This window comes from Mesorhizobium sp. WSM4823 (assembly GCF_055811195.1).
On sequence record NZ_JBVVQL010000004.1, the window covers coordinates 568,168 to 588,951 of the forward strand.

Genomic DNA, 20,784 nt, shown 5'->3' on the forward strand with positions numbered 1-20,784 from the left:
TCGAACCCGCTCGAACTGTCGCCGCAACAAAACCAAAATTCAGCAAGGAGACAAAAGATGACCATCACCTGCTTCATCCGTTACGAGATCGACCCATTCGGCAAGGCGGCGTTCGAGGAATATGCCCGCAACTGGGGCCAGGCGATTCCGCGCTGCGGCGCCGACCTGATCGGCTATTTTGCGCCGCATGAGGGCTCGGCCACTACCGCCTACGCCGCCTACAACATCGACAGCCTGGCGGCTTACGAAGGCTACCGCAGTAGGCTGGCCGCCGATCCCTCCGGCAAGGCGAACTATGAGTTCGCCCGGCGTGAGAGATTCATACTGAAGGAGGATCGCATGTTCCTGAAGCTCGCTTCCGGGCCGCACGCTCCTTTGGTGAAACTATGATTGCCGTGATCTTCGAGGTCGAGCCGGCAGCGGACAAGCGTGATGCCTATCTCGCTATCGCCGCCGACCTGCGCCCGCTGCTCGATGGCATCGACGGGTTCCTGTCGATCGAGCGCTTCCAGAGCCTTGTCGATCCGAACCGCATCCTGTCGCTGTCGTTCTGGCGCGACGAGGAGGCGGTGAAGGCCTGGCGAAACACGGAGGAACATAGGCGGGCGCAGAGAGCCGGTCGAGGCGGCATCTTTGCCGACTATCGTTTGCGCATCGCCCATGTCGTGCGCGACTATGGCCTGACCGAACGAGCAGAGGCGCCACAGGACAGCCGCGTGGTGAATGGGTAGGGTTGCTATGCATTCCCGATCAGCACGCCAGCCGCAAACACCAGCGCGCCGCCCAGCACCACCTGGAAGGCGGCGCGCCAGAACGGCGTCTGCATGTAGCGGTTCTGCACGAAGGCGATCGCCCACAGTTCGAAGAACACCACGACCGCAGCGACAATCGTCGCCGTCCAGAAAAACGGGATGAGGTAGGGCAGCGCGTGGCCGAGGCCGCCTAGCATCGTCATGATGCCGACGGTCAATCCGCGTTTCACCGGCGAGCCACGGCCCGATAATTTGCCGTCGTCGGAGGCCACCTCGGTGAAACCCATCGAGATGCCGGCGCCGATCGAGGCAGCAAGCCCGACCAGAAAGGTCTGGAACGTGTCGTGGGTGGCAAAGGCGGCGGCGAAGATCGGCGCCAGCGTCGACACCGATCCGTCCATCAGGCCGGCCAGTCCCGGCTGCACATAGGTCAGGATGAACTGGCGCTGCTCGGCTGCGGCTTCCTCGTCCTTCACGGCGCCCGGCACATGCTTTTTCTCCAGCCGCTGCGCCAGCGTCTCGTGACCCTGTTCGGCCACCGCCAGGTCGTCGAGCAGCTTTCGCGTCGAGGCATCGCTGGTACGTTTGGATGCCTCAAGGTAGAACAGGTACGCCTGCCGCTCCATCGACTCGGCCTGTTGGCGCACATGCTCGATGCCGAGCGGCCTGACCAGCCAGTCGGGCTTGCGCTCGTAATAGCCCTTCACATGCTCACGCCGAATCAGCGGAATTCGCTCGCCGAAACGCTCGCGGTGAAGCTCGATCAGCGAGTCGCGATGGCCGTCCTCCTCCTCGGCCATTTCCCCGAACACCTTGGCCGAATGCGGAAAGCTCTCCGCCAGCCCGTCGGCATAGGCGCGATAGATACGCCCGTCATCTTCCTCCGAAGAGATGGCGAGCGCCAGGATCTCTTGCTCTGAGAGCGATTCGAAGGGACGGCGGCCAAAACCGAAAACACGCGAAAGCATGAGAAAATCACCCTAGTTTAGAATAATTCTAAACTAGGGTCCAGCGCGCGCTTGGTCAATCTCGTTCGCTGCTGAACGCTCAAATTATTGGTTCCGGGAATCCTCCTGCGCTTCTTCATTATTGGTGCCTCTTCATTATTGGCGAATGTTCACCTATATAGCTGAATCTAAGCCAAAAAAGGAAACCGTTGATGCCGGCAAAGCAGCCCACCCATGCATTTGACCCGAAACCCGTTCTCGACCTCATAGCCAATATCGAGGCCGACCTGCAGCGGCTGAAAGGCCTAGTCGAGCAGCAGGTCGAAAAATTCGATCCGGCCAATCCGCACAACAAGGCTCCCGACGGCAAGCTGACCGAGGAGGGCGTCGAGTGCTGCTACCGTATGTTCGACGAGGGCAAATCGCGCTATTCGGTTGCCCAGCAGATGAAGATCTCATTCGCCGCCGCCACCCATCGCTTCAACAACTGGCGCAAGATGGGCGGCGCCAAACGGCAACGAACGCTTTTGGGATGATCGGTCGGCGAAGATCTCCATGCCTTCGTCATCCTAGGGCGGAGCGAACGCGAAGCGGAGCGCAGACCCTAGGATCCATGCCGTGGCATCAGCCGAAGAATGCGGCTGCTCAGAATGGCGCTTGTCGACGAGACGTTGCCATCCACCAAGCGTGCACCTTCATCCCAGCGGAACATGTCATCGCCCCGTGCTGTCAGCCGGGTGCGAAGAAGCTCGATTCTGGTCCGGCTTAGCGCGCCACAAAGGTCGCGGCATGGATTCCAGGGTCTCCGCGACGTCGCTTCGCTCCTGCTCCGCCCTGGGATGACGAAGGTGGGGAGGCTTAGGCAAATCGCAAAGGTCGGGGGCGCTGATGAAGGCACCACGCTCTTCTCGCAATCCACGAATTGTAACGGTCACATTTTTACAGTGGTGCGCGGCCTGGTTTTCCGTGCACCATAGGTGATTCATTTCTGCAGGACCTCACCCATGACCACCCCTCCCGGCATCGCCGATATCCACGCCGCAGCAACGCGGCTTTCCGGCCTGATCGTCGAAACGACGCTGATCGAATCGCCGGAACTGAACAAGCGCTTCGGCGCCAGGATCCTGTTCAAGCCGGAGACGCTGCAGCGCACCGGCTCGTTCAAGTTTCGCGGCGCCTACAACAAATTGTCTTCGCTCACCGAGGAAGAACGCGGCCGTGGCGTCGTCGCCTTCTCGTCGGGCAATCACGCGCAAGGCGTCGCCGCGTCGGCGGCGATGTTCGGCGTCAAGGCGGTCATCGCCATGCCTGCTGATGCCCCGGCAATGAAGGTCGGCAATGTCAGGAAAATGGGAGCGGAAGTGGTTCCGTTCGACCGCTTCCGCGACGATCGCATGGCGGTCGTTCGCCCCTACATGGAACGGGGCATGGTCCTGGTCCCGCCATTCGACGATCCGGCCATCATCGCCGGCCAAGGCACGATCGGCCTCGAACTGATGGCGCAGGCGAAAGCGCTTGGGGTGAGCCTCGATGCCGTCGTCATTCCCTGCGGCGGCGGTGGCTTGAGCAGCGGCATCTCCATTGCGGTCAAGGATGCCTCGCCTGATACGGCCGTCTGGGCGGTGGAACCCGAGCATTTCGACGACACCTGTCGTTCACTGGCCAGAGGTACGCGGGTTTCGATCGAACCTGGCCACACTTCGATCTGCGACGCGCTCCTCACCACCGAGCCGGGCGCGATCACCTTCGAGATCAACCGCAGGAATCTTGCCGGCGGCATTGCCGTTTCCGACAGAGCGGCGGCACAGGCGATGCGCGACGCCATGGCCCATCTCAAATTGGTGGTCGAGCCCGGCGGCTGCGTCGGGCTGGCCGCGCTATCGTCGGGCAGGATCGACGTTGCCGGCAAATGCGTTGTCGTGGTGCTCTCCGGCGGCAATGTCGATTTCGGCACCTATGCCGAGATCATGGCGGCAGCTTAGATGGCGGCCGATTCCGGGTCACGCGCCGATTCGAAGTCTCAAAGCGCACCCCTGGCGCGTCCAGTCGAACCGGTACCATCCGAAGGCTGACATGGAATGAAACTGTTCTTCAGCCGCAATCCCAATCCTCGCCTCGCGGTCGCGGTGGCACGTTATCTCAACGCAAAGGTCGAGTTTGAATTCGCCTCCCCCTTCGCTCCAGGGCAAGCTGAGCGATTTCGCCCGCTAAATCCCAATCTTTCATTGCCCATACTTGTGGGCTCGGGAAAAAGCCTCTGGGAGGCCGACGCCATAGCCTGCCGGCTTTCACGCGACGCGCATTCAGATTTCTGGCGCACCGGTGACGACGAGCCAGAGATGATCCGATGGCTCAGTTGGGGCAAAGAGAATTTCGCAAGAGCTTGCGACGTCGTGCATTTCGAACGCGGGACCAAACAGCGGTATGGGATCGGCCCGATCGATCAGGAGCGGGTTGAGGAGGGGCTGAGGGACTTCCGCACGGCCGCTGCGACACTCGAGGCCGCGCTTTCCGAGCGAGAATGGCTGGTCGAAAATTCGGTTTCCTATGCCGACTTTCGAATGGCGACGTTTCTGCCCTTCAACGATGTCGCCCGGTTACCGCTCGCTGATTATCCGTCTGTCAGCCGCTGGTATCGTCAGTTCGAAGAAATCGACGCCTGGCGCGATCCTTTCAAAGGACTGGATGCGCCTGAATTGCCGCCGTTTCCGGCTCAGGCCAAGTCTGCATGAACCGAGCATCCCCGCGGCCGTTGCGCGTTCGCGTTGGAGCTCCTCACTCCGCTCATCTCGGCCATTTTGCGTGAGTTAGTCCAGCGTCCGGCGGAACCGTACCAGCGCCACGCCGGCAAACAGCGCCACGAACACCACCAGCCAGCCGATCTCTGTTGCGATCGCCGGCAGGTCGGCGCCTTTCAGCATCACCGCGCGGATGATGCGCAGGAAATGCGTCAACGGCAGGACCTCGCCGAAGATTTGGGCCCAGCCCGGCATGCCGCGATAGGGAAACATGAAGCCGGACAACAGGATCGACGGCAGGAAGAAGAAGAAGGTAAGCTGCAGCGCCTGCATCTGCGTGCGGGCGATCGTCGAAATCGTATAGCCGAGCAGCACTAACGCCAGCACGAAGATCAGGACCGCTGTCAGCAGCAGCGACATCGATCCGGTGAACGGAACGCCAAACAAAAGCTTGGCCGCCGCCAGCACGACCACCACTTGGACGGCACCGACCACCAGATAGGGCAGCACCTTGCCCAGCATGATCTCAAGCGGGCTCGACGGCATCGCCAGAAGGTTCTCCATCGTGCCGCGCTCGGTCTCGCGCGTCAGCGCGATCGAGGTCATCATCACCATCGTCATCTGCAGGATGACGCCGAGCAGGCCGGGCACGATGTTGTATTGCGAGATGCCTTCCGGATTGTAACGCCGGTGCACCACCACTTCGAGCTGGCCCTTGGCGTTCTCGGCTGCCGTTTCCTGCATGCCGCGCGCCCGAAGCAGCGCCTGGTTGGCGACCGTGCCGAGCGTCGAGATGGCGCCGCTGGCGACGGCCGGGTCAGTCGCGTCCGCTTCGATCAGGATCTGCGGACTGTCGCCGCGCTCGACCCTCCGGGCAAAATCGGCGGGGATGGTGACGACGAAGGCGACGTCGCCACGCGCCATCAGGAATTCCGCCTCGGCGGCACTTTGCGCGACATGGTCGAAGCGGTAGTAGCCGGTGGTCTGCAGCGCCGAAACCATCGCCCTCGTGTAAGGATCGCTGCTCATCGTAACCAAGGCCGCCGGCAGGCTCTTCGGATCGTTGTTGATGGCATAGCCGAACAGCACCAGCTGCATCAGCGGCACGCCCAGCATCATGGCGAAGGTAATGCGGTCGCGCCGCATCTGGATGAATTCCTTGATCAGCAGCGCGCCGAGCCTGGCGAAGGAGAAGACGCTGTTTATCCCATTTTTCATCCCATATTGTCCTTCGAGCCGGACATGAACTGGATGAAGACATCCTCCAGGCTGGTCTCGCCCGGCGTCACCGTCACGCCCTTGTACTCTTTCTCGACGTCGGCGAGGGCTGCCTGAAGCGCGTTCTTGTCGGAACCGACGACATGCAGAGTCGCGCCGAACGGCGCCACCTGGTCGACGCCGGAGCGGCCGCCGAGTGCGGCAGCAACCTGATCAAGCCGCGGGCCATGCACGACGAAGGTCGTCAGCCCAGCATTCCTGACCACCTCTTCGACCGTGCCTGACGCCAGCATCTTGCCGTAGGAGATGTAGCTGATGCGGTGGCAGCGCTCGGCCTCGTCCATGTAATGGGTGGAGACCAGTACGGTCAGCCCGCCGCTCGCCAGCCGATGGATCTCGTCCCAGAATTCGCGCCGCGCCTTCGGATCGACGCCCGCCGTCGGCTCGTCGAGCAGCAGCAATCTGGGCTTGTGCATGATGCAGGCGGCCAGCGCCAGTCGCTGCTTCCAGCCGCCGGAGAGCGTGCCGGCCAGCTGGTCTTTGCGCGAGGTCAGGCCGAGTTCTGCAAGCGTCCTAGCCACATGCTCGTCGAGCGGTTTCAACTGGTAGAGCCGCGCTACGAATTCGAGATTTTCGGCGATGGTCAGATCCTCGTAGAACGAGAATTTCTGCGTCATGTAGCCGACTTCGCGCTTGATACTCAAACTGTCGGTGCGGATGTCGAAACCGAGCACCGTGCCGTCGCCCTCATCCGGCGTCAGCAGGCCGCACATGATACGGATCGTTGTCGTCTTGCCCGAGCCGTTCGGGCCGAGGAAGCCGACGATCTCTCCTTCTGCCACCGTCATCGTTACATGGTCGACGACGGTCTTGTCGCCGAAGCGCTTGACCAGGCCATGGACGTCGATGACGTTCATTTGCCGATATCCGCCAGATCGACGTCGACGATCTGCCCCGGCTGCAGCGCGCTGGCGTCGCCCTCCGGCCGCGCCTCGAACAGATAGACCAGCTTCTGCCGGGTCTCCAGCGAGTAGATCACTGGTGGCGTGAATTCCGGGTCCGGCGACACGTATCTGACGCGAGCCTTCACGTCCGGCCCGCAGCCATCGCAATGAACATTAAGCAGCGTACCGACTTTCACCGACGAGAACGCGCTTTCCGGCACATAGACGCTGAGCTTCACCGCGCCATCCGGAAGCATCGAAATGACAGGCGCGGTCGGGCCGGCCGTGTCGCCCGGATTGCGGATCACATCGTTGACGCGGCCGGGCGAAGGCGCCGCCAGCACGCGCTTCGAAAGCCGCCATCGCGCTTGCTCCAGCGCCGATTGCGCCTGCCTGACCTGATTGTCGGCGGCCTTGATCGTCTCCGGCCGCGCCGGCAGGCCGCCGACAGCGAGATTTGCTTCCGCCTGGCCGACCTGTGCGTTGGCCGTCTCCAGCGTGGCCGAGGCGGTGTCGAAATCGGCCTGCGTGCCGGTGCCGCGTTTGAACAGATCGTTGGCGCGGGTGTATCTGCGTTTGGCGTCGGCGGCCTGCGCCCTGGCCATGTCGACCTGCGCCTTGAGCACCTCAATCTCTTCCGGTCGCTTGCCGACCTGCAAGTCGGCAAGTTGCGCCTGGGCCTGGGCAAGTGCCGCTTCGGCCTGCGCGACGGCGATCTTTGCGTCGGCGCTTTCCAGCGTCACCACCGGCGTGCCCGGCGTGACGCGGTCGCCGCGCTTGACCGAAATCGTCTCGACCTGCGCCACCTCGATCGGCGCGAGCAACACATAGTCGCCCTCGACATAGCCGACGGCAAGTGGTGCCGCCGGTGCGCAGGCGCTGAAAAGCAGGGCGGCGAGCGGCAGAGAGCAGAGGAAACTCATGACCTACGATCCTTCCGGGCGGCCAATATGGCCCCAAGGTTATCCGTCACCACTGTCACCACCTTAGCGGCCTCGGCGTCGCCGATCCCGCGCCAGCCCATGCGGCGCATCACCGCTTCGCGGCCGATGCGGAAGTAGATGACTTGGCCGATCAGTGTGAATACCGTGAGCTTGGTGCGCTCGCTTTCGGCCGCCTCGCCCGTTGCCTGCTCCCAGATCAGGCAGAGCCGGCGATGCGTCGGCTCGAACACGCCGTCATAGATGCGGTCGAGTGCCGCTGTCGGATGCGACAGCTCACGCAGGACGAACTGTACGATCTCGCCGGCCTCCGGCCTTGCCACGATGAAGGCCACCATCCGCTCCAACGCGGTGAAGAGTTGTGCCCGCGCCGCTTCGGGGTCGTTTGGTGCCTGCAGATTGCCGATCGCCTGACCAGCAATGGTCTGGATGGTGTCGACGATATAATCGGCCGCTGCCGCACGAAGCCCTTCCTTGCCGCCGAAATGATAGGCGATCGAGCCGATATTGGCCTTCGCCTCAGCCGCGATCTCGCGCGTCGAGGTGCCGTCGAAGCCCTGGCGTCCGAACAGTTTCAGCGCCGCGCGGACAAGTGCCGCACGCGTCATGTCGGCGGGGGATGCCTCTCGTCGCGGATTTTTGGAGTTCGTTGATTTGCTCATGATCAGCTGTTTAATCAATCGAATGATTAAAGTCAACCTTTGACTGTCTCGACCTTGCCTTCTCCTGCCGCACGCGCTTTAGTGCGAAGCCATGGTCAAGGAAATTGAGCGCAAGTTCCTGGTCTCCGGCAATGAGTGGCGGGACCTGGCCGAGGCGGATATCCGCATTCGCCAGTTCTACCTCGCCGCCGCACCTGACCGCTCGGTGCGCGTGCGCATTAGCGACGGCGCCTCGGCGAAGCTGACGCTTAAATTCGGCAGCAAGGCCCGCGAACGCGACGAATTCGAATATCCAATCCCTCTGGCGGAGGCGGAAGAGATGCTGGCCTTCGCCATCGGACATGTCATCGAGAAGACACGCCACCATGTTAGGCATCGCGGCCATCTCTACGAAGTCGATGTCTTCGGCGGGATGCTTAGCGGTCTTGTAGTCGCCGAGCTCGAGACGCCGGAGGACGTACCGGATGAAATGCTGCCAGACTGGCTCGGCCGCGAAGTCACCGGCGAGCAGAGGTTCTATAACGCGTCGCTCGCCCTCGGGGGGATTCCGGAGATCGCCGCATGAGCTATCGCATCGACCCGCGCCTGCCCCTGACCGATGAGGTCAGGCGCATTCTCGCCGAGGAGATCGGCAAGGCGCTCGTCCATCTGGACGCGGCGCATGACCGGCCGGAGCAGGCGCTGCACAAATGCCGCAAGCGGCTGAAGAACGCACGCGCTTTGCTACGCCTGGTCCGTTCCGGAGACGAAACATTTTGCGTGACCGAGAACCAGTGCTACCGACAGGTGGCGGCCCTGCTTGCCGGTCCGCGCGAGGCGACCGCGCTGGTTGAAACCATCGACCGGCTGGCGGCAAGCTTTCCCGAGCAGAGCGCCGGCGGCGGCCTCGATGCCGTGCGCGAGACGCTCGTCGCGCGCCAGAACGAATTGCATGGCGGTGTCGGCCTCGACGCTGCGGTAGCTGCCGCGATTGCCGCTTGCGAGGAGGGAATCAACCGGATCGATATGCTGGCCTTGCCCGACCGGCCTGAACAGGCCGCCGATGTGCTTGCCGAAGGCGCCCGCACCACGCTGCGTCGCGCCAGAAAGGCGCTGGACAAGGCGGGCTCCCGCGGTGAGGCCGACGATTTCCATGATCTGCGCAAGGCGGCAAAGACCCACGGTATGCATCTGTCGCTGCTCGGAAGGCTGTGGCCGACGCCGATCAAGGCCCGGCGTAAAGCAGTCGACGAATTGGGTGAAAGACTGGGCGAGCTGCATGATTTGTTCGTCCTGCGCGAACTTCTCGATGCCGACGACCGGCCGCTCGGCTCTCCTCAAGAGACCCGGCTCCTGGGCAAACTGTTGAAGCGCTCGGAGAAGAGCCTGAAAAAGACCTGCCTCGCCGCGGCGGCCGATCTGTTCGGTGATAGCCCCAGGCGCTCGACAAGGAAACTCGCACGCAAGGCGCGCGACGATCTGGCGGCCGCGCCGCGCGAAGACGCCACCGCGCCCGGCGCCGCCGGCTGACGCAGTCCTTCAGTTCGGGATCATGGTCTAGGCCGCCGGCCTGTGATAATCGCCGTCTGGCATGATCGAGACCGGTGACACGCTCTGGACCGACTTGGCCGCTGGCTTGTCGGCCGGTTGCAGGAGGAATCGTCGGGCTACGAGCCTTACACGCCGTCCGATGCCGAAACGCTGCGCCGAACGCTCGAGCCCGGCGACATCCTGCTCATCGAGGGCAATCAGAAGATCTCGGCAGCGATCAAATACCTGACCCAGTCGACGACACCGCCGGTACCGGTGCGCTGGCGCCGCCGCATGCTGGCTTTCGGTTCCGGCGACCCGACCCGGGCCATCTGCTCCTCGCTGATCGCCGAGGCCTATGGCCAGATCCGCTATCCGATCCTGCCCGAGATCACCCGGGCGCCCGGCCGTGCCTCGGCCCAGTCGAACTATTCGTGCAAGGAAATCCTGCACATCCGCCACCACTCGCTCTACACGCCGCGCGACTTCGACCTGTCGCCCTTCTTCCGCATCGTCAAACCGACGCTGGAATACGGTTTCGACTACCGGGCGATGGCCTGGGAGGACAAGGCAGGCACAGACGCCGCAGCCGCGAAGGCTGGAGCAATCACCTCAGGCACGTGATGGCTTTCGGCCTGGGTCATGACATACCCCTATGGCGCGGCCGCTATCCGGCCGAAGTGCAGGCGTTTCACTGGCGGCCTATATCACGCCGAGACCGCAACAGCGCCCTGGTTTTCGGCTCTGTGTTCGACCCAAACATGGACCGGCTCGTCCCGGCCGCGGATGCTCACCGGTCCATGATCGCGCGCATTCAACCGTGTCGTGGGCGATTCCGCCTGCGCGGCCTCAATCAGTCGTGACCCAAAGCAAATATTCGCCTGAAGCTCACGGCAGAGCGCTTGCAAACGGCTGGCGACGTTGACGGTGTCGCCCACCACCGCGAAGGACAGATTGCGCTCGCTGCCGACCGCGCCGATGACGACTGCGCCATATTGTGCACCGATCCGAACGTCCAGCGGCGGGTATCCCCTGGACACCCGCTGCACATTCCAGTCTTTGAGAGCGGCGATCATCGCTTCAGCGCACTGGATGGCCCGAGTCGCGTCGTCATGGCTGGCTTGCGGAACCCCGAATGTCGCCATGATGCAATCGCCGATATAGTTATCGACTGTGCCGTGGTGGTCGAAAACGACCTGCTCCATGCGACGGTGGAACTGACGCAGAAGTTCGAACACTGCTTCGGCCGGATGATCCTCGGAATAGTGTGTGAAGCCGACGATGTCGGCGAACAGCACCGCGATATCCTGCCGGCGGACCGGGCCGAAGGGCTCGTCATCCGTGGCGAGCTGGTCGACGACATTGGGCGAAAAATGCCGGGCAAGATTGGCGCGGGCGCGCTCTGCCTTGACGTAGTCTTCCGACAGATGTCGGGAACGAGAGACGACCAGCGCCATGATCGCGCCGATAATCAGCACAACCAACACGTTGGTCGCCTGCGCGAATGTATCGACGAAATTGGGATTGAGATAGAGGTTCAGTCGCTCTGTCATCGGCAGCGAATAGAGGTTCGTCGCCGGAATGACGGTTCCCGCATGAAAAATCACCCACCCCACCCCGATCGCCCACGTCAAGGCCGCGAGCGCGCCGAGATAGAGCGCCAATCGTGTCGAAAGGGTCAGCGCGCCAAGGCATACGAAAATCAGCAGGAATTTGAAGCTGCCCTCGCGCAGTTGCATCGCGGCCGGCGCGACCTCCAGGGAAAACGGGTTGGGCGTTACCAGCAGAACGGTCAACAGAATGATGTCCAGCGTACCCACGAGGTAACCGATCCACCATGGCGCGTTGCGACGGCGCGCGAAGAGAAACTGGATCAGGCCGACGAGCTGGAACAGCACGAGGCCCGCCAGCACGAAGAGCAGCGAGGCATCCCAGCGGCTGATCGATGAAAAGAAGCAGGAGATCACGGCGAGCGATGCCGTACGCGCCCAGAACTGCAATGCAGCACCCTGGCGTTCTGCGCGCTCCCGCAAATTTTTCAGGCGCGAATAGCGGCGAAGTTCAAGTGTTGGCGCGGTCGGCATAGGATCACTTCGATTTCACGGGGACGTGTCACGCATTCGGCAAACCCGCCCTCTACTGGCAAATCAGTGCGCGAACTCTACCATGAATGTGGTTTCATTTTTGGAGCGTGGCTGCAAAGAGCAAAAATGTCCGGACAAAAGATCATGATGGAAACTGAAGCAACGGACGGACATCCTTGCACTGACAAATGACCCACTGACCGGCAAAATCCTGGTCGCTACTCCGTCTTCAGCTTCCCTGCCAGTTGCGCCTGCGCGTCCTTGATCGAGGCGGCGTATGTCACCAGCGGCCGCTTGACGCCGTGGTTGATCAGCATGCGACGTGTCTGCGGCGAAGCGCCTGATATGATGAAGCGCACGCCGGCGCCCCTCGCCTTGTGGGCCGCGCCCTCGATGACGTTGGCTGCCGTCGAATCGAAGAACGGCACGGCCGAGCAATCGAGGATGAAGTTCTTGCGCTGGTCGGCGATCCGGTCCAGCACCGTGGCGACGGTCGAGGCGGCGCCAAAGAAAAAGGCGCCCGAAATACGGTAGACGACGGTGTCGGTATCGCTGGCTTCACTGGAATCATATGCGTTGGCGGCACCGGTTTTGTCGGCGACATCGTCCTGCACCAATCTCTGGTCCGGCTCGACCGCAATGCTCTTGGCCATGCGATCGATGAACAGGATCGAGCCCAGGGCGAAACCGACGACGATGCCTTCGGTGAGGTCGCGGAAGACGACGATCAGGAAGGTCGCCATCAGCACCAGCGCGTCGCCGCGCGAAGCGCGCAGCAACGTGGCGAAGGCCTGCTTCTCGAACATGTTCCAGCACACCACCGCCAGCACGCCGGCAAGGGCTGCAAGCGGGATGTAGCTGGCCAGCGGCGCTGCCACCAGCATCAGCGCAAGCAGGAGGACCGAGTGGATCATGCCCGAAACCGGTCCATGCGCGCCGGCCCGCACGTTGGTCGCCGTTCGAGCGATGGTGCCGGTGGTGCAGATGCCGCCGAACAGGGCCGACGCGATGTTGGCAAAGCCCTGCGCCACGAGTTCGCAATTGGAGCGGTGCCGCCTTCCTGTCATGCCATCGGCGACAACCGCCGACAGCAGCGATTCGATCGCGCCGAGCAGCGCAAAGGCTACGGCGTCCGGCAGGACGTCGATTACCTTGTCGACGCTGATCGGCGGAAAGGCCGGCATTTGCAGGCTGCGCGGGATGCCGCCGAAGCGCGTGCCGATGGTTTCGGCAGGCAGGGAAAACAGCGCCACGACGAGCGACGCAAGGCCGATGGCAATCAACATGGCGGGCCATTTCGGCCGCCATCGCTTCATCAGGACAATAGCGACGATGGTCAGTACGGCCACGGAGGTGGCGGCGAGATTGATCGTACCGGCCGCCTCACTGAGCGCCATCAGCTTCGGCACCAGCGGTCCGGGTTCTTTGCCGGCGAGCTTCAGCCCGAACAGCTCGACGATCTGGCCGGAGAAGATGGTGATGGCGATGCCGGCGGTGAAGCCAACGGTCACCGGATAGGGAATGAACTTGATGTAGGTGCCAAGCCTGAGATAGCCGATGGCGAGCAGGAAGATGCCGGCCATCATCGTCGCCAGCAGCAATCCGTCGACACCGACCCGCGCCACCGTTGCCGCTACCAGCACGATGAAGGCACCGGCCGGCCCGCCGATCTGGAAGCGGCTGCCGCCGAGCGCCGAGACGAGGAAGCCGCCGATGATGGACGTGTAGAGCCCGCGCTCCGGCGTCACGCCGGATGCGACCGCGATCGCCATCGACAGCGGCAGCGCCACGATGGCCACGGTCAGCCCGGCAATGGCATCGGCCTTGAAGTGCTCTGCTGTGTAGCCCTCGCGCAGCACTGTCACCAGCTTCGGCGTGAACAGTTCGGAAAAAGTCGGCTTTGCCGGACCTCGGGCCGGTTGATGAATTGCCCGCCGGGTTCGATCCATGGACTGCCTTTCGCTCCTGATGCAGGTCGCTCAAACTGGGCAACGACATGCATAAAAACCAAGGCGGCGAGATCGTCGGCAGGACTGTCGGCGGTCGCCGTCGCGACTTTTACCGACTCAGCCCGGCGGGCCCTTCGGCACGACCGGCTTGAGGCGCACGCCCCTGCCGCCGCGCTCGCTGGCCTGATTCTCGCCGATCAGTTCCACGCCGGCCTCATCGAGGGCCTGGATGACCTTCATCAGCGTGTCGACCACGCCCCTGACCACGCCGTCGCTCGCTTCCATGCGCTGGATGGTTGGAAGCGAAACCCCGGCGCGCTCGGCAAGCGTCTTCTGATCGATGCCGGCCAGCGCCCTTGCGGCGCGCATCTGCGCGGCAGTGATCATCGGCTAACAACCCCCGCCTGAGTCTGCATTTCTACGTATAATACCGTTATTGTCATGTTTCAAGCATCAAAATGTATATGTAAGACATGCACGCACCCAGGTCATGGAGCCTGCGCGCTAACTGGGAAAGCAGGCCCTCGGCTGTCGCAAATTTCGAGGAGTATTAGCCGCAGCGTCGTTCAGGCGTCGGTCTGCCCGCGCCATCGCTGTAGCGCCCATGCGGCCAGCCAGCACAGCATCGCCCAGGCGAAGCCGGCGCACCAGCCGGCCAGCACGTCGGACGGCCAATGAACGCCGAGATAGACGCGGCTGATGCCGACCAGCACCGTCGTCAGCACTGCCAGCGACAGCACATAGATCTTCGTCGTTCGCCCGGGCAGGAAGCGCGACGCCATGCTGCCCAGCGTCAAATATGTCACCGCCGACAACATCGCATGGCCACTCGGAAACGAAAGCGTCGCCACGTCGGCGAGATGCGAGACCAACTCGGGGCGAGGCCGGTCGATTCCGAGCTTCAGCGTGCTCGACAAGGCCTGCCCGCCCGCCACCGCTACGAAAACGAGAAATGCCGGCCCCGGCCTGTGGATCAGCAGCAGATAGACGATCACCGCAGCCGTGATCAGTACGAGCACACTGGCGCTGCCGAGGCTGGTGATGTCGCGCATCGCCCCTTCCAGCCATGGCGGTCCGATCGGATCGTCGGGTTGGCCCGCTTCACGGAAGGCAAGCAGGATTTCCGTGTCGAAGGCGTGCGGCGTGGTGTCTCGCGCCACCTCCATCAGTTCCTCGAACCCCCATAGTCCACCGGCAATGACCAGTCCGGCCAGCAGCACCGGGAATTCGATCCAGCCGAGCAACTTGGTTGTGGTGTTCTTCATCGGCCCTCGCAATTACAATTTTTGCAGATAGGGTCCGAGCGTGATCAGCGCCACCGCTGCGACGGCGAGCACGATCCCGGTCGCCTGCAACGCATTGACGCGCTCGCCGAAGAAGACCAGTGCCACCACGTTCACCGATACCAGTTGGATCACCGCCGACAGGCTGAACGACACCGACATGCCGAATTCACGGATCAGCCTCAGCATGATCAGATTGCCCAGCGAATAGAGCGCCAAGGTCAGAATGATCTTGCCGAGGCTCGGCGCCAGCCCCCATTGTTTGGCCGCCGTCGCCGCCAGCAGGAAGATCACCGTCGAAATGCCGAGCTGCCCCAGTCCCCAAAAACTCACTTTCTGTCCCTCTCGAAGCGGTGCTTCCGTGCCTGCGGCAGATCTTGTTTCCGAAGCGTCGGTCGCGGTCAAGCGGGGCCGATCATCGACACGGAATCGGGACTGGAATTGGCCGGCAACGTCATCAAACTGTGATCTGCTGGCGATAGCGGTCAGTCAAGCAAGACGCTCCAGCCATCCCAAAGAAGCCAGAGGCAAGCCCCCATGAACGAACATCGCTCGACTGAACATCGCGCCACCGACGCCCAGTTCCGCACCAGCCTGCTCGAGGAAAACGATGGGCCAGGAACCAATCCCACCGACAACGGGACGATGGGCGAAATCATCGCCGCGCGTTTCTCGCGCCGTGGGTTCCTGCAGGGATCGCTCGCGGCGACCGCCATTGCCGTCACCCTCAGCCCGCTGGCACTGATGCTTGCCGACGATGCCCGCGCCGCCGCCGGCTCGGCCTTCACGTTCGACGAGGTCGAGGCAGGCGTCGACGACAAGCATCATGTCGCGCCGGGTTATGACGCCGACGTGCTGCTGCGCTGGGGCGATCCGCTGTTTGCCGATTCGCCGGAATTCGATCCGACAAAGCAGTCGGCGCAGGCCCAGGAAAGACAGTTCGGCTACAACAACGACTATGTCGGCTATATCCCGCTCGACGGTTCGGCCGAGCATGGCCTGCTGGTGGTCAACCACGAATACACCAACCCGCATCTGATGTTTCCGGGTCTCGTCACCATCGTCGAGGGCGAGGCCAAGCAGGCGCCGCTGAGCAAGGAACAGGTCGATGTCGAGATGGCCGCGCATGGCGGCACCGTCGTCGAGATCCGCAAGGTATCGGGCAAATGGCAAGTGGTGCGCGACGGCAAGCTCAACCGCCGCATCACCTCCAAGACCGAGATCGCACTGTCAGGTCCCGTCGCCGGCCACGACCGCGTCAAGACCAATGCCGACCCGACCGGCACCAAGGTCATCGGCACCGTCAACAATTGCGCCGGCGGTGTCACGCCCTGGGGCACCTATGTCATGGCCGAGGAAAACATCCACGGCTATTTCTCCGGCGAACTGCCGGCCGATCATCCGGAGGCAGCCAACTACAAGCGCCTGGGCATTCCCGAGGGCTCCTATGAGTGGGCGGCGCATTACGACCGTTTCGACCTTGGCAAGGAGCCGAATGAGCCGAACCGCTTTGGCTGGATCGTTGAGGTCGACGTCAACGATCCAAATTCGGTGCCGAAGAAGCGCACTGCCATGGGCCGCTTCAAGCATGAGGGTGCCGAATCGATCGTCGCCAAGGACGGCCGCGTCGTTTTCTATCTCGGCGACGACGAGCGCTTCGATTATGTCTACAAATTCGTCACCACAGGCACGTTCAACGCCGAGGACCGTGCCGCCAACATGGATCTTCTCGACGACGGCACGCTCTACGTTGCCAAATTCGCCGAGGACGGCACGCTTGAGTGGCTGCCGCTGGTTCACGGTCAGGGCCCGTTGACCGCCGAAAACGGTTTTGCCAGCCAGGCCGACGTGCTGATCGGGACAAGGCTTGCCGCCGATCTTCTCGGCGCCACCAAGATGGATCGCCCTGAAGACATCCAGCCCAACCCGACGACCGGCAAGGTCTACGTCATGCTGACCAACAATTCGAAGCGCAAGGCCGAGCAGGTCGACGCCGCCAACCCGCGCGCCGAAAACGCCTTCGGCCACATCATCGAGATCGTCGAGGACGGTGGCGATTTCGCTGCTGCCAAGGGCAAGTGGGAAGTGCTGTTGAAATGCGGCGATCCCTCGGTGGCCGAAGTCGGTGCCACCTTCTCGACCGCAACGACCGCCAATGGCTGGTTCGGCATGCCAGATAATTGCGCTATCGATGCGGCCGGCCGGCTCTGGGTCTCGACCGACGGCCAGGGCCCGAAGGCGACCGGTCGCACCGACGGCCTGTGGGCCGTCGACACCGAAGGCGAGGCGCGGGCGACGTCAAAGCTGTTCTTCCGCGTGCCGATCGGCGCCGAAATGTGCGGCCCGCTATTCACGCCCGACGACCAGACCGCCTTCGTTGCAGTTCAGCATCCGGCCGATGGCGGCGAAGACTGGGAGCCGTTTGGCCGCCCCTCTTACTATGAGGACCTGTCGACCCGCTGGCCCGACTTCAAGCCCGATATGCCGGTGCGGCCGTCGGTCGTCGCCATCACCAAGCAGGGCGGTGGCAAGATCGCGGTCTAGAGATCATCTCGCTCCAAGGGTCCACGCTGATAAATCGTGAAGGAGGGGTTTCGGTTCGGCCGAAGCCCCTCATTTTTATGACCAATTGCCAGTTTATACCCAATTTCTGGGCTTTCGTTCAATTCTCGCTGCTACCATTTCATGGTGTTCACCACCCCAGTTGCGCTCTATAGGGCACATGCGCGATATGATCGATAATCAGACCGCCCAATGCGATTGATTCGAAGCCCGCGAGCTGGCGGGTACTCCCAGTAGTGAAGCGCGGGACGCGGAATCTCGACAATGGCCTCCTTGCGCATTCATTTCGACCGCCTGCTCGAGGGCGCAGCGCCGAAGGTAGAGCGGCGGGAGCTGACGCATGTCCAGCGCCTGGCGCTGGTCCGCCAGCACGGCAATTTTTCGCTCGCCTATTCGACCGCCGTCCAGCGCAACCTTTCCTATTTCGGTGACGCTGACGGCTACATCGCCTTCGGCACCAAAATGAAACACCATTTCGCGCTCGGCGACCCAGTGGTCCATCCGCCCGATCGGCCCGACTATATCAAGCGTTTCGTTGAGGCCGCCGATAACCCGTGGTTCGTGCAGATCGGCGAACAGACGGCGTGCGTGCTGGCCGGGCTCGGATATCAGGTCAACCGTCTCGGCGTGGATACGCGGCTGGTCCTGCCCGCCCATGATTTTTCCGGAAAGCGCAACGAAACCGTGCGCTATTCCGAGCGTTGGCTATTGAAAAAGGGATTTTCCTTTGCCGAGGACAAGCGGACCATCTTTCTCGACGAGATCCAGCGGCTATCGCAGAACTGGCGGGCGGACCGCATCGTCAAACGATGGGAGATGGCCTTCCTCAACCGCCCCTTCAATGATCATCTCGGCGTCGACATGCGCCGCTTCGTCCTGCATGGCCCTGATGGCGATCTCGTTGCCTTGCTCGACTTCGATCCCCTGTTCAGCGGCGGTAAGGTGATCGGCTACACCACCTCGTTCAAGCGCAAGCATGTCGACGCCACGCCGCATGCCGAGATCGGCCTGACCAAATTCGCAGTCGACCGCTTCCGTGAGCAAGGCGTCTCCGTCGTCACGCTCGGCCTGTCGCCGCTCGTCGACATCGGACCCAGCGGATTTGCCGAAAGCGACTTCTGGCGCACCACCTTCCAGCGCGCCTATGGTTCGCCATGGATCAACCGCAGCAAGTTCAACCTGCAGGGGCAGGCAGCTTTCAAACGCCGCTTCCACGGCATCGAGGAGCCGACCTACATCGCCTTCCGCAAGGGCACTTTCATCGAGATGCTGGGATTGCTCCGCCTGATCAAGGCACTCTAGGTCCTCGACACAGCGGGCTTGACCGAAGCCTTTTCCCTTCGTCATCCTGGGGCGGAGCGAAGCAACGCCGCGGAGACCTGGGATGACGAAGTTGGGACCGTCAGTTCCGCAGCCGGTAGCCGGTCCTGAATATCCACGCGACCACCGCTATGCAGATAAGCAGGAAAACGACGGTCATGCCGAGACTGATGCCGATCGAGACGTCGGACTTGCCGTAGAAACTCCAGCGAAAGCCGCTGACCAGATAAAGGACAGGATTGAACAGCGTCACCGTGCGCCAGATGCCGGGCAGCATATCGATCGAATAGAAGCTGCCGCCAAGAAAGGTCAGCGGCGTGATGATCAGCAGCGGTACCAGCTGCAGCTGCTCGAAGCTCTTCGCCCAGATGCCGATAATGAACCCGAACAGGCTGAACGTCACCGCCGTCAGCACCAGGAAAGCGAGCATCCAGAACGGATGCTCGATGGTCAGCGGCACGAACAGCGCCGCGGTCGCCAGGATGATCAGGCCGAGTATGATCGACTTGGTCGCCGCACCCCCGACATAGGCAATGATGATTTCCAGATAGGATACCGGCGCCGACAGCAATTCGTAGATCGAGCCGACGAATTTCGGGAAGTAGATGGCGAAGGAGGCGTTGGAGATCGACTGCGTCAGCAGCGACAACATGATCAGCCCCGGCACGATGAAAGCGCCGTAGCTGATGCCGTCGATCTCTGTGATGCGCGAGCCGATGGCCGAGCCGAAGACGACGAAATAGAGCGACGTCGAGATGACAGGCGAGACGATGCTCTGCAGCACGGTCCGAAAGGCGCGCGCCATCTCCATCTTGTAGATCGCCCAGACTGCTCGCAGGTTCATGCGTCCTTCCTCACCAGATTGACGAAGATCTCCTCGAGCGAGCTGTTTTGCGTGTCGATATCGCGGAACTGGATGCCGGCAGTCTCAAGGTCGCGGAGCAACGAGGCCACGCCCGGCCGTTCGCTCTGGTTGTCATAGGTATAAGTCAGTTGGTCACCGTTCGGCGAAAGCTCCAGCGCATAGCGCGAAAACGTTTCGGGTATGGTGGCAAGCGGGCTGCGCAGCTCCAGCAACAGCCGTTTGCGGCCAAGCGTGCGCATCAGTTCGGCCTTGTCTTCGACCAGCACGATCTCGCCGCGGTTGATGACGCCGACGCGGTCGGCCATCGCCTCGGCTTCCTCGATATAGTGCGTGGTCAGGATGATGGTGACGCCATCCTCGCGCAGCCGACGCACCATCGCCCACATGTCCTGGCGCAGCTCGACGTCGACGCCGGCTGTCGGCTCGTCGAGAAATAGCACCCTCGGTTCGTGCGATAGCGCTTTGGCGATCATTAGCCGCCGCTTCATGCCGCCGGACAGGGTGATCGCCTTGGCGTCCTTCTTGTCCCACAACGACAGGTCGCGCAGCACCTTCTCGACGAAGGCGGGGTTGGCCGGCTTGCCGAACAGGCCACGGCTGTAACTGACAGTTGCCCATACGCTCTCGAACGCGTCGATGGTCAGTTCCTGCGGCACCAGCCCGATCAGGCTACGCGCTGCCCGATAATCCCGGCCGATATCGTGGCCGTCCACGGTGACCGTGCCCGACGAGCGGTTGACGATACCGCAGACGATCGAGATCAGCGTCGTCTTGCCAGCGCCGTTCGGCCCGAGCAGCGCAAAAATCTCGCCGCGCTCGATATCGAGGTTGATTTCCTTCAGCGCCTTGAAACCGGTGGCGTAGGTCTTGGTGACCCCGGAAATGGAAATGATGGATGGCATGGCTGAAAACGGCTGCTTGAAAGGGGGATTGTCGATTTTAATCCGCTGAATGTCGGTGCGCGCAGCCGGAAGTCAATGGCACTCCTGACAGTTCTGGACATTGGCATG

22 protein-coding genes are annotated in these 20,784 nt (G+C 62.4%); 10 read left to right on the forward strand and 12 right to left on the reverse strand.

The genetic code is table 11. The features are described from left to right. The first annotated feature begins 57 nt into the window (after positions 1-57). Together AC0L26_RS14765 and AC0L26_RS14770 are read left to right on the forward strand one after the other, a co-directional pair. Positions 58-390 (forward strand): NIPSNAP family protein, encoded by a 333-nt coding sequence (locus AC0L26_RS14765; protein WP_473633170.1) that lies wholly within the window; start codon positions 58-60, stop codon positions 388-390. Further along, the gene (locus AC0L26_RS14770) at positions 387-731 is read left to right on the forward strand and encodes an antibiotic biosynthesis monooxygenase family protein (protein ID WP_473633171.1); all 345 of its coding nucleotides are present in this window, start codon (positions 387-389) and stop codon (positions 729-731) included. Before AC0L26_RS14765 ends, AC0L26_RS14770 begins: the two co-directional genes overlap by 4 nt. A gap of 5 nt (positions 732-736) precedes the next feature. Here the strand turns inward: AC0L26_RS14770 and mbfA are convergent, their stop codons facing one another. Beyond that, on the reverse strand, positions 737-1,720 hold the full coding sequence (mbfA, locus tag AC0L26_RS14775) for an iron exporter MbfA (RefSeq protein ID WP_473633172.1): 984 nt from the start codon (positions 1,718-1,720) through the stop codon (positions 737-739). 191 nt (positions 1,721-1,911) lie between these two features. Here mbfA and AC0L26_RS14780 point away from each other — a divergent pair, with 191 nt between their 5' ends. The 3 genes from AC0L26_RS14780 to AC0L26_RS14790 all read left to right on the forward strand — a co-directional run bounded on the left by AC0L26_RS14780 (position 1,912) and on the right by AC0L26_RS14790 (position 4,431). After that, on the forward strand, positions 1,912-2,235 hold the full coding sequence (locus AC0L26_RS14780) for a hypothetical protein (RefSeq protein ID WP_352927550.1): 324 nt from the start codon (positions 1,912-1,914) through the stop codon (positions 2,233-2,235). Positions 2,236-2,703: 468 nt separating this feature from the next. Continuing rightward, positions 2,704-3,681 (forward strand): threonine ammonia-lyase, encoded by a 978-nt coding sequence (locus tag AC0L26_RS14785; protein ID WP_473633173.1) that lies wholly within the window; start codon positions 2,704-2,706, stop codon positions 3,679-3,681. A gap of 96 nt (positions 3,682-3,777) precedes the next feature. After that, positions 3,778-4,431 carry a glutathione S-transferase family protein gene (locus tag AC0L26_RS14790; RefSeq protein ID WP_473633174.1) on the forward strand — a complete coding sequence of 218 codons (654 nt, stop codon included), beginning with the start codon at positions 3,778-3,780 and terminating at the stop codon, positions 4,429-4,431. A 75-nt stretch (positions 4,432-4,506) separates the two neighbouring features. Here the strand turns inward: AC0L26_RS14790 and AC0L26_RS14795 are convergent, their stop codons facing one another. From AC0L26_RS14795 to AC0L26_RS14810, 4 genes are read right to left on the reverse strand one after another with little or no spacing between them, the layout of a single operon-like run. Next, on the reverse strand, positions 4,507-5,643 hold the full coding sequence (locus AC0L26_RS14795; RefSeq protein ID WP_473633221.1) for an ABC transporter permease: 1,137 nt from the start codon (positions 5,641-5,643) through the stop codon (positions 4,507-4,509). Positions 5,644-5,651: 8 nt separating this feature from the next. After that, entirely contained in the window at positions 5,652-6,572 is a 921-nt protein-coding gene (locus tag AC0L26_RS14800; protein ID WP_473633175.1) for an ABC transporter ATP-binding protein, read from the reverse strand. Next, the gene (locus AC0L26_RS14805) at positions 6,569-7,522 is read right to left on the reverse strand and encodes an HlyD family secretion protein (protein WP_473633176.1); all 954 of its coding nucleotides are present in this window, start codon (positions 7,520-7,522) and stop codon (positions 6,569-6,571) included. Before AC0L26_RS14805 ends, AC0L26_RS14800 begins: the two co-directional genes overlap by 4 nt. Continuing rightward, complete coding sequence (locus tag AC0L26_RS14810) at positions 7,519-8,202, reverse strand: CerR family C-terminal domain-containing protein (RefSeq protein WP_473633177.1); 684 nt, start codon at positions 8,200-8,202, stop codon at positions 7,519-7,521. The genes AC0L26_RS14805 and AC0L26_RS14810 overlap by 4 nt, the downstream gene beginning before the upstream one ends. Positions 8,203-8,293: 91 nt before the next feature. On the opposite strand from AC0L26_RS14810, the gene AC0L26_RS14815 reads away from it, so the two are divergent. From AC0L26_RS14815 to AC0L26_RS14825, 3 genes are all read left to right on the forward strand, one after another. Then, the gene (locus AC0L26_RS14815) at positions 8,294-8,767 is read left to right on the forward strand and encodes a CYTH domain-containing protein (RefSeq protein WP_473633178.1); all 474 of its coding nucleotides are present in this window, start codon (positions 8,294-8,296) and stop codon (positions 8,765-8,767) included. Continuing rightward, a complete protein-coding gene (locus AC0L26_RS14820) occupies positions 8,764-9,711 on the forward strand; it encodes a CHAD domain-containing protein (RefSeq protein WP_473633179.1) in 948 nt (315 codons plus the stop codon). The genes AC0L26_RS14815 and AC0L26_RS14820 overlap by 4 nt, the downstream gene beginning before the upstream one ends. Before the next feature lie 117 nt (positions 9,712-9,828). Further along, positions 9,829-10,335, forward strand: coding sequence for a hypothetical protein (locus tag AC0L26_RS14825; protein WP_473633180.1), 507 nt, complete (start codon positions 9,829-9,831; stop codon positions 10,333-10,335). An 83-nt stretch (positions 10,336-10,418) separates the two neighbouring features. On the opposite strand, the gene AC0L26_RS14830 is transcribed toward AC0L26_RS14825, so the two are convergent. From AC0L26_RS14830 to AC0L26_RS14850, 5 genes are all read right to left on the reverse strand, one after another. Then, positions 10,419-11,795 carry an adenylate/guanylate cyclase domain-containing protein gene (locus AC0L26_RS14830; RefSeq protein WP_352927576.1) on the reverse strand — a complete coding sequence of 459 codons (1,377 nt, stop codon included), beginning with the start codon at positions 11,793-11,795 and terminating at the stop codon, positions 10,419-10,421. A gap of 218 nt (positions 11,796-12,013) precedes the next feature. Beyond that, complete coding sequence (locus tag AC0L26_RS14835) at positions 12,014-13,744, reverse strand: SulP family inorganic anion transporter (protein ID WP_473633181.1); 1,731 nt, start codon at positions 13,742-13,744, stop codon at positions 12,014-12,016. Between the two features lie 117 nt (positions 13,745-13,861). Next, a complete protein-coding gene (locus AC0L26_RS14840; protein ID WP_473633182.1) occupies positions 13,862-14,131 on the reverse strand; it encodes a helix-turn-helix domain-containing protein in 270 nt (89 codons plus the stop codon). 179 nt (positions 14,132-14,310) lie between these two features. Beyond that, positions 14,311-15,009 (reverse strand): phosphatase PAP2 family protein, encoded by a 699-nt coding sequence (locus AC0L26_RS14845; RefSeq protein ID WP_473633183.1) that lies wholly within the window; start codon positions 15,007-15,009, stop codon positions 14,311-14,313. Positions 15,010-15,021: 12 nt separating this feature from the next. Further along, a complete protein-coding gene (locus AC0L26_RS14850) occupies positions 15,022-15,360 on the reverse strand; it encodes a hypothetical protein (RefSeq protein WP_473633184.1) in 339 nt (112 codons plus the stop codon). A 204-nt stretch (positions 15,361-15,564) separates the two neighbouring features. Between AC0L26_RS14850 and AC0L26_RS14855 the strand changes: the two genes are divergently transcribed. After that, on the forward strand, positions 15,565-17,571 hold the full coding sequence (locus AC0L26_RS14855; RefSeq protein ID WP_473633185.1) for a PhoX family protein: 2,007 nt from the start codon (positions 15,565-15,567) through the stop codon (positions 17,569-17,571). 282 nt (positions 17,572-17,853) lie between these two features. Beyond that, entirely contained in the window at positions 17,854-18,891 is a 1,038-nt protein-coding gene (locus tag AC0L26_RS14860) for a phosphatidylglycerol lysyltransferase domain-containing protein (RefSeq protein WP_473633186.1), read from the forward strand. Between the two features lie 100 nt (positions 18,892-18,991). On the opposite strand, the gene AC0L26_RS14865 is transcribed toward AC0L26_RS14860, so the two are convergent. Both AC0L26_RS14865 and AC0L26_RS14870 read right to left on the reverse strand, forming a co-directional pair. Further along, on the reverse strand, positions 18,992-19,753 hold the full coding sequence (locus tag AC0L26_RS14865) for an ABC transporter permease (protein WP_352927598.1): 762 nt from the start codon (positions 19,751-19,753) through the stop codon (positions 18,992-18,994). Further along, positions 19,750-20,676 (reverse strand): ABC transporter ATP-binding protein, encoded by a 927-nt coding sequence (locus AC0L26_RS14870; RefSeq protein ID WP_473633187.1) that lies wholly within the window; start codon positions 20,674-20,676, stop codon positions 19,750-19,752. Before AC0L26_RS14870 ends, AC0L26_RS14865 begins: the two co-directional genes overlap by 4 nt. Positions 20,677-20,784 lie beyond the last annotated feature (108 nt).

Excerpts from the sequence above, each read along its gene's own strand:
- AC0L26_RS14765 (WP_473633170.1), top strand. The coding sequence starts at position 58 with ATGACCATCACCTGCTTCATCCGTTACGAGATCGACCCATTCGGCAAG.
- AC0L26_RS14770 (WP_473633171.1), top strand. The coding sequence starts at position 387 with ATGATTGCCGTGATCTTCGAGGTCGAGCCGGCAGCGGACAAGCGTGAT.
- mbfA (WP_473633172.1), bottom strand. The coding sequence starts at position 1,720 with ATGCTTTCGCGTGTTTTCGGTTTTGGCCGCCGTCCCTTCGAATCGCTC.
- AC0L26_RS14780 (WP_352927550.1), top strand. The coding sequence starts at position 1,912 with ATGCCGGCAAAGCAGCCCACCCATGCATTTGACCCGAAACCCGTTCTC.
- AC0L26_RS14785 (WP_473633173.1), top strand. The coding sequence starts at position 2,704 with ATGACCACCCCTCCCGGCATCGCCGATATCCACGCCGCAGCAACGCGG.
- AC0L26_RS14790 (WP_473633174.1), top strand. The coding sequence starts at position 3,778 with ATGAAACTGTTCTTCAGCCGCAATCCCAATCCTCGCCTCGCGGTCGCG.
- AC0L26_RS14800 (WP_473633175.1), bottom strand. The coding sequence starts at position 6,572 with ATGAACGTCATCGACGTCCATGGCCTGGTCAAGCGCTTCGGCGACAAG.
- AC0L26_RS14805 (WP_473633176.1), bottom strand. The coding sequence starts at position 7,522 with ATGAGTTTCCTCTGCTCTCTGCCGCTCGCCGCCCTGCTTTTCAGCGCC.
- AC0L26_RS14810 (WP_473633177.1), bottom strand. The coding sequence starts at position 8,202 with ATGAGCAAATCAACGAACTCCAAAAATCCGCGACGAGAGGCATCCCCC.
- AC0L26_RS14815 (WP_473633178.1), top strand. The coding sequence starts at position 8,294 with ATGGTCAAGGAAATTGAGCGCAAGTTCCTGGTCTCCGGCAATGAGTGG.
- AC0L26_RS14820 (WP_473633179.1), top strand. The coding sequence starts at position 8,764 with ATGAGCTATCGCATCGACCCGCGCCTGCCCCTGACCGATGAGGTCAGG.
- AC0L26_RS14830 (WP_352927576.1), bottom strand. The coding sequence starts at position 11,795 with ATGCCGACCGCGCCAACACTTGAACTTCGCCGCTATTCGCGCCTGAAA.
- AC0L26_RS14835 (WP_473633181.1), bottom strand. The coding sequence starts at position 13,744 with ATGGATCGAACCCGGCGGGCAATTCATCAACCGGCCCGAGGTCCGGCA.
- AC0L26_RS14840 (WP_473633182.1), bottom strand. The coding sequence starts at position 14,131 with ATGATCACTGCCGCGCAGATGCGCGCCGCAAGGGCGCTGGCCGGCATC.
- AC0L26_RS14845 (WP_473633183.1), bottom strand. The coding sequence starts at position 15,009 with ATGAAGAACACCACAACCAAGTTGCTCGGCTGGATCGAATTCCCGGTG.
- AC0L26_RS14855 (WP_473633185.1), top strand. The coding sequence starts at position 15,565 with ATGAACGAACATCGCTCGACTGAACATCGCGCCACCGACGCCCAGTTC.
- AC0L26_RS14860 (WP_473633186.1), top strand. The coding sequence starts at position 17,854 with ATGGCCTCCTTGCGCATTCATTTCGACCGCCTGCTCGAGGGCGCAGCG.
- AC0L26_RS14865 (WP_352927598.1), bottom strand. The coding sequence starts at position 19,753 with ATGAACCTGCGAGCAGTCTGGGCGATCTACAAGATGGAGATGGCGCGC.
- AC0L26_RS14870 (WP_473633187.1), bottom strand. The coding sequence starts at position 20,676 with ATGCCATCCATCATTTCCATTTCCGGGGTCACCAAGACCTACGCCACC.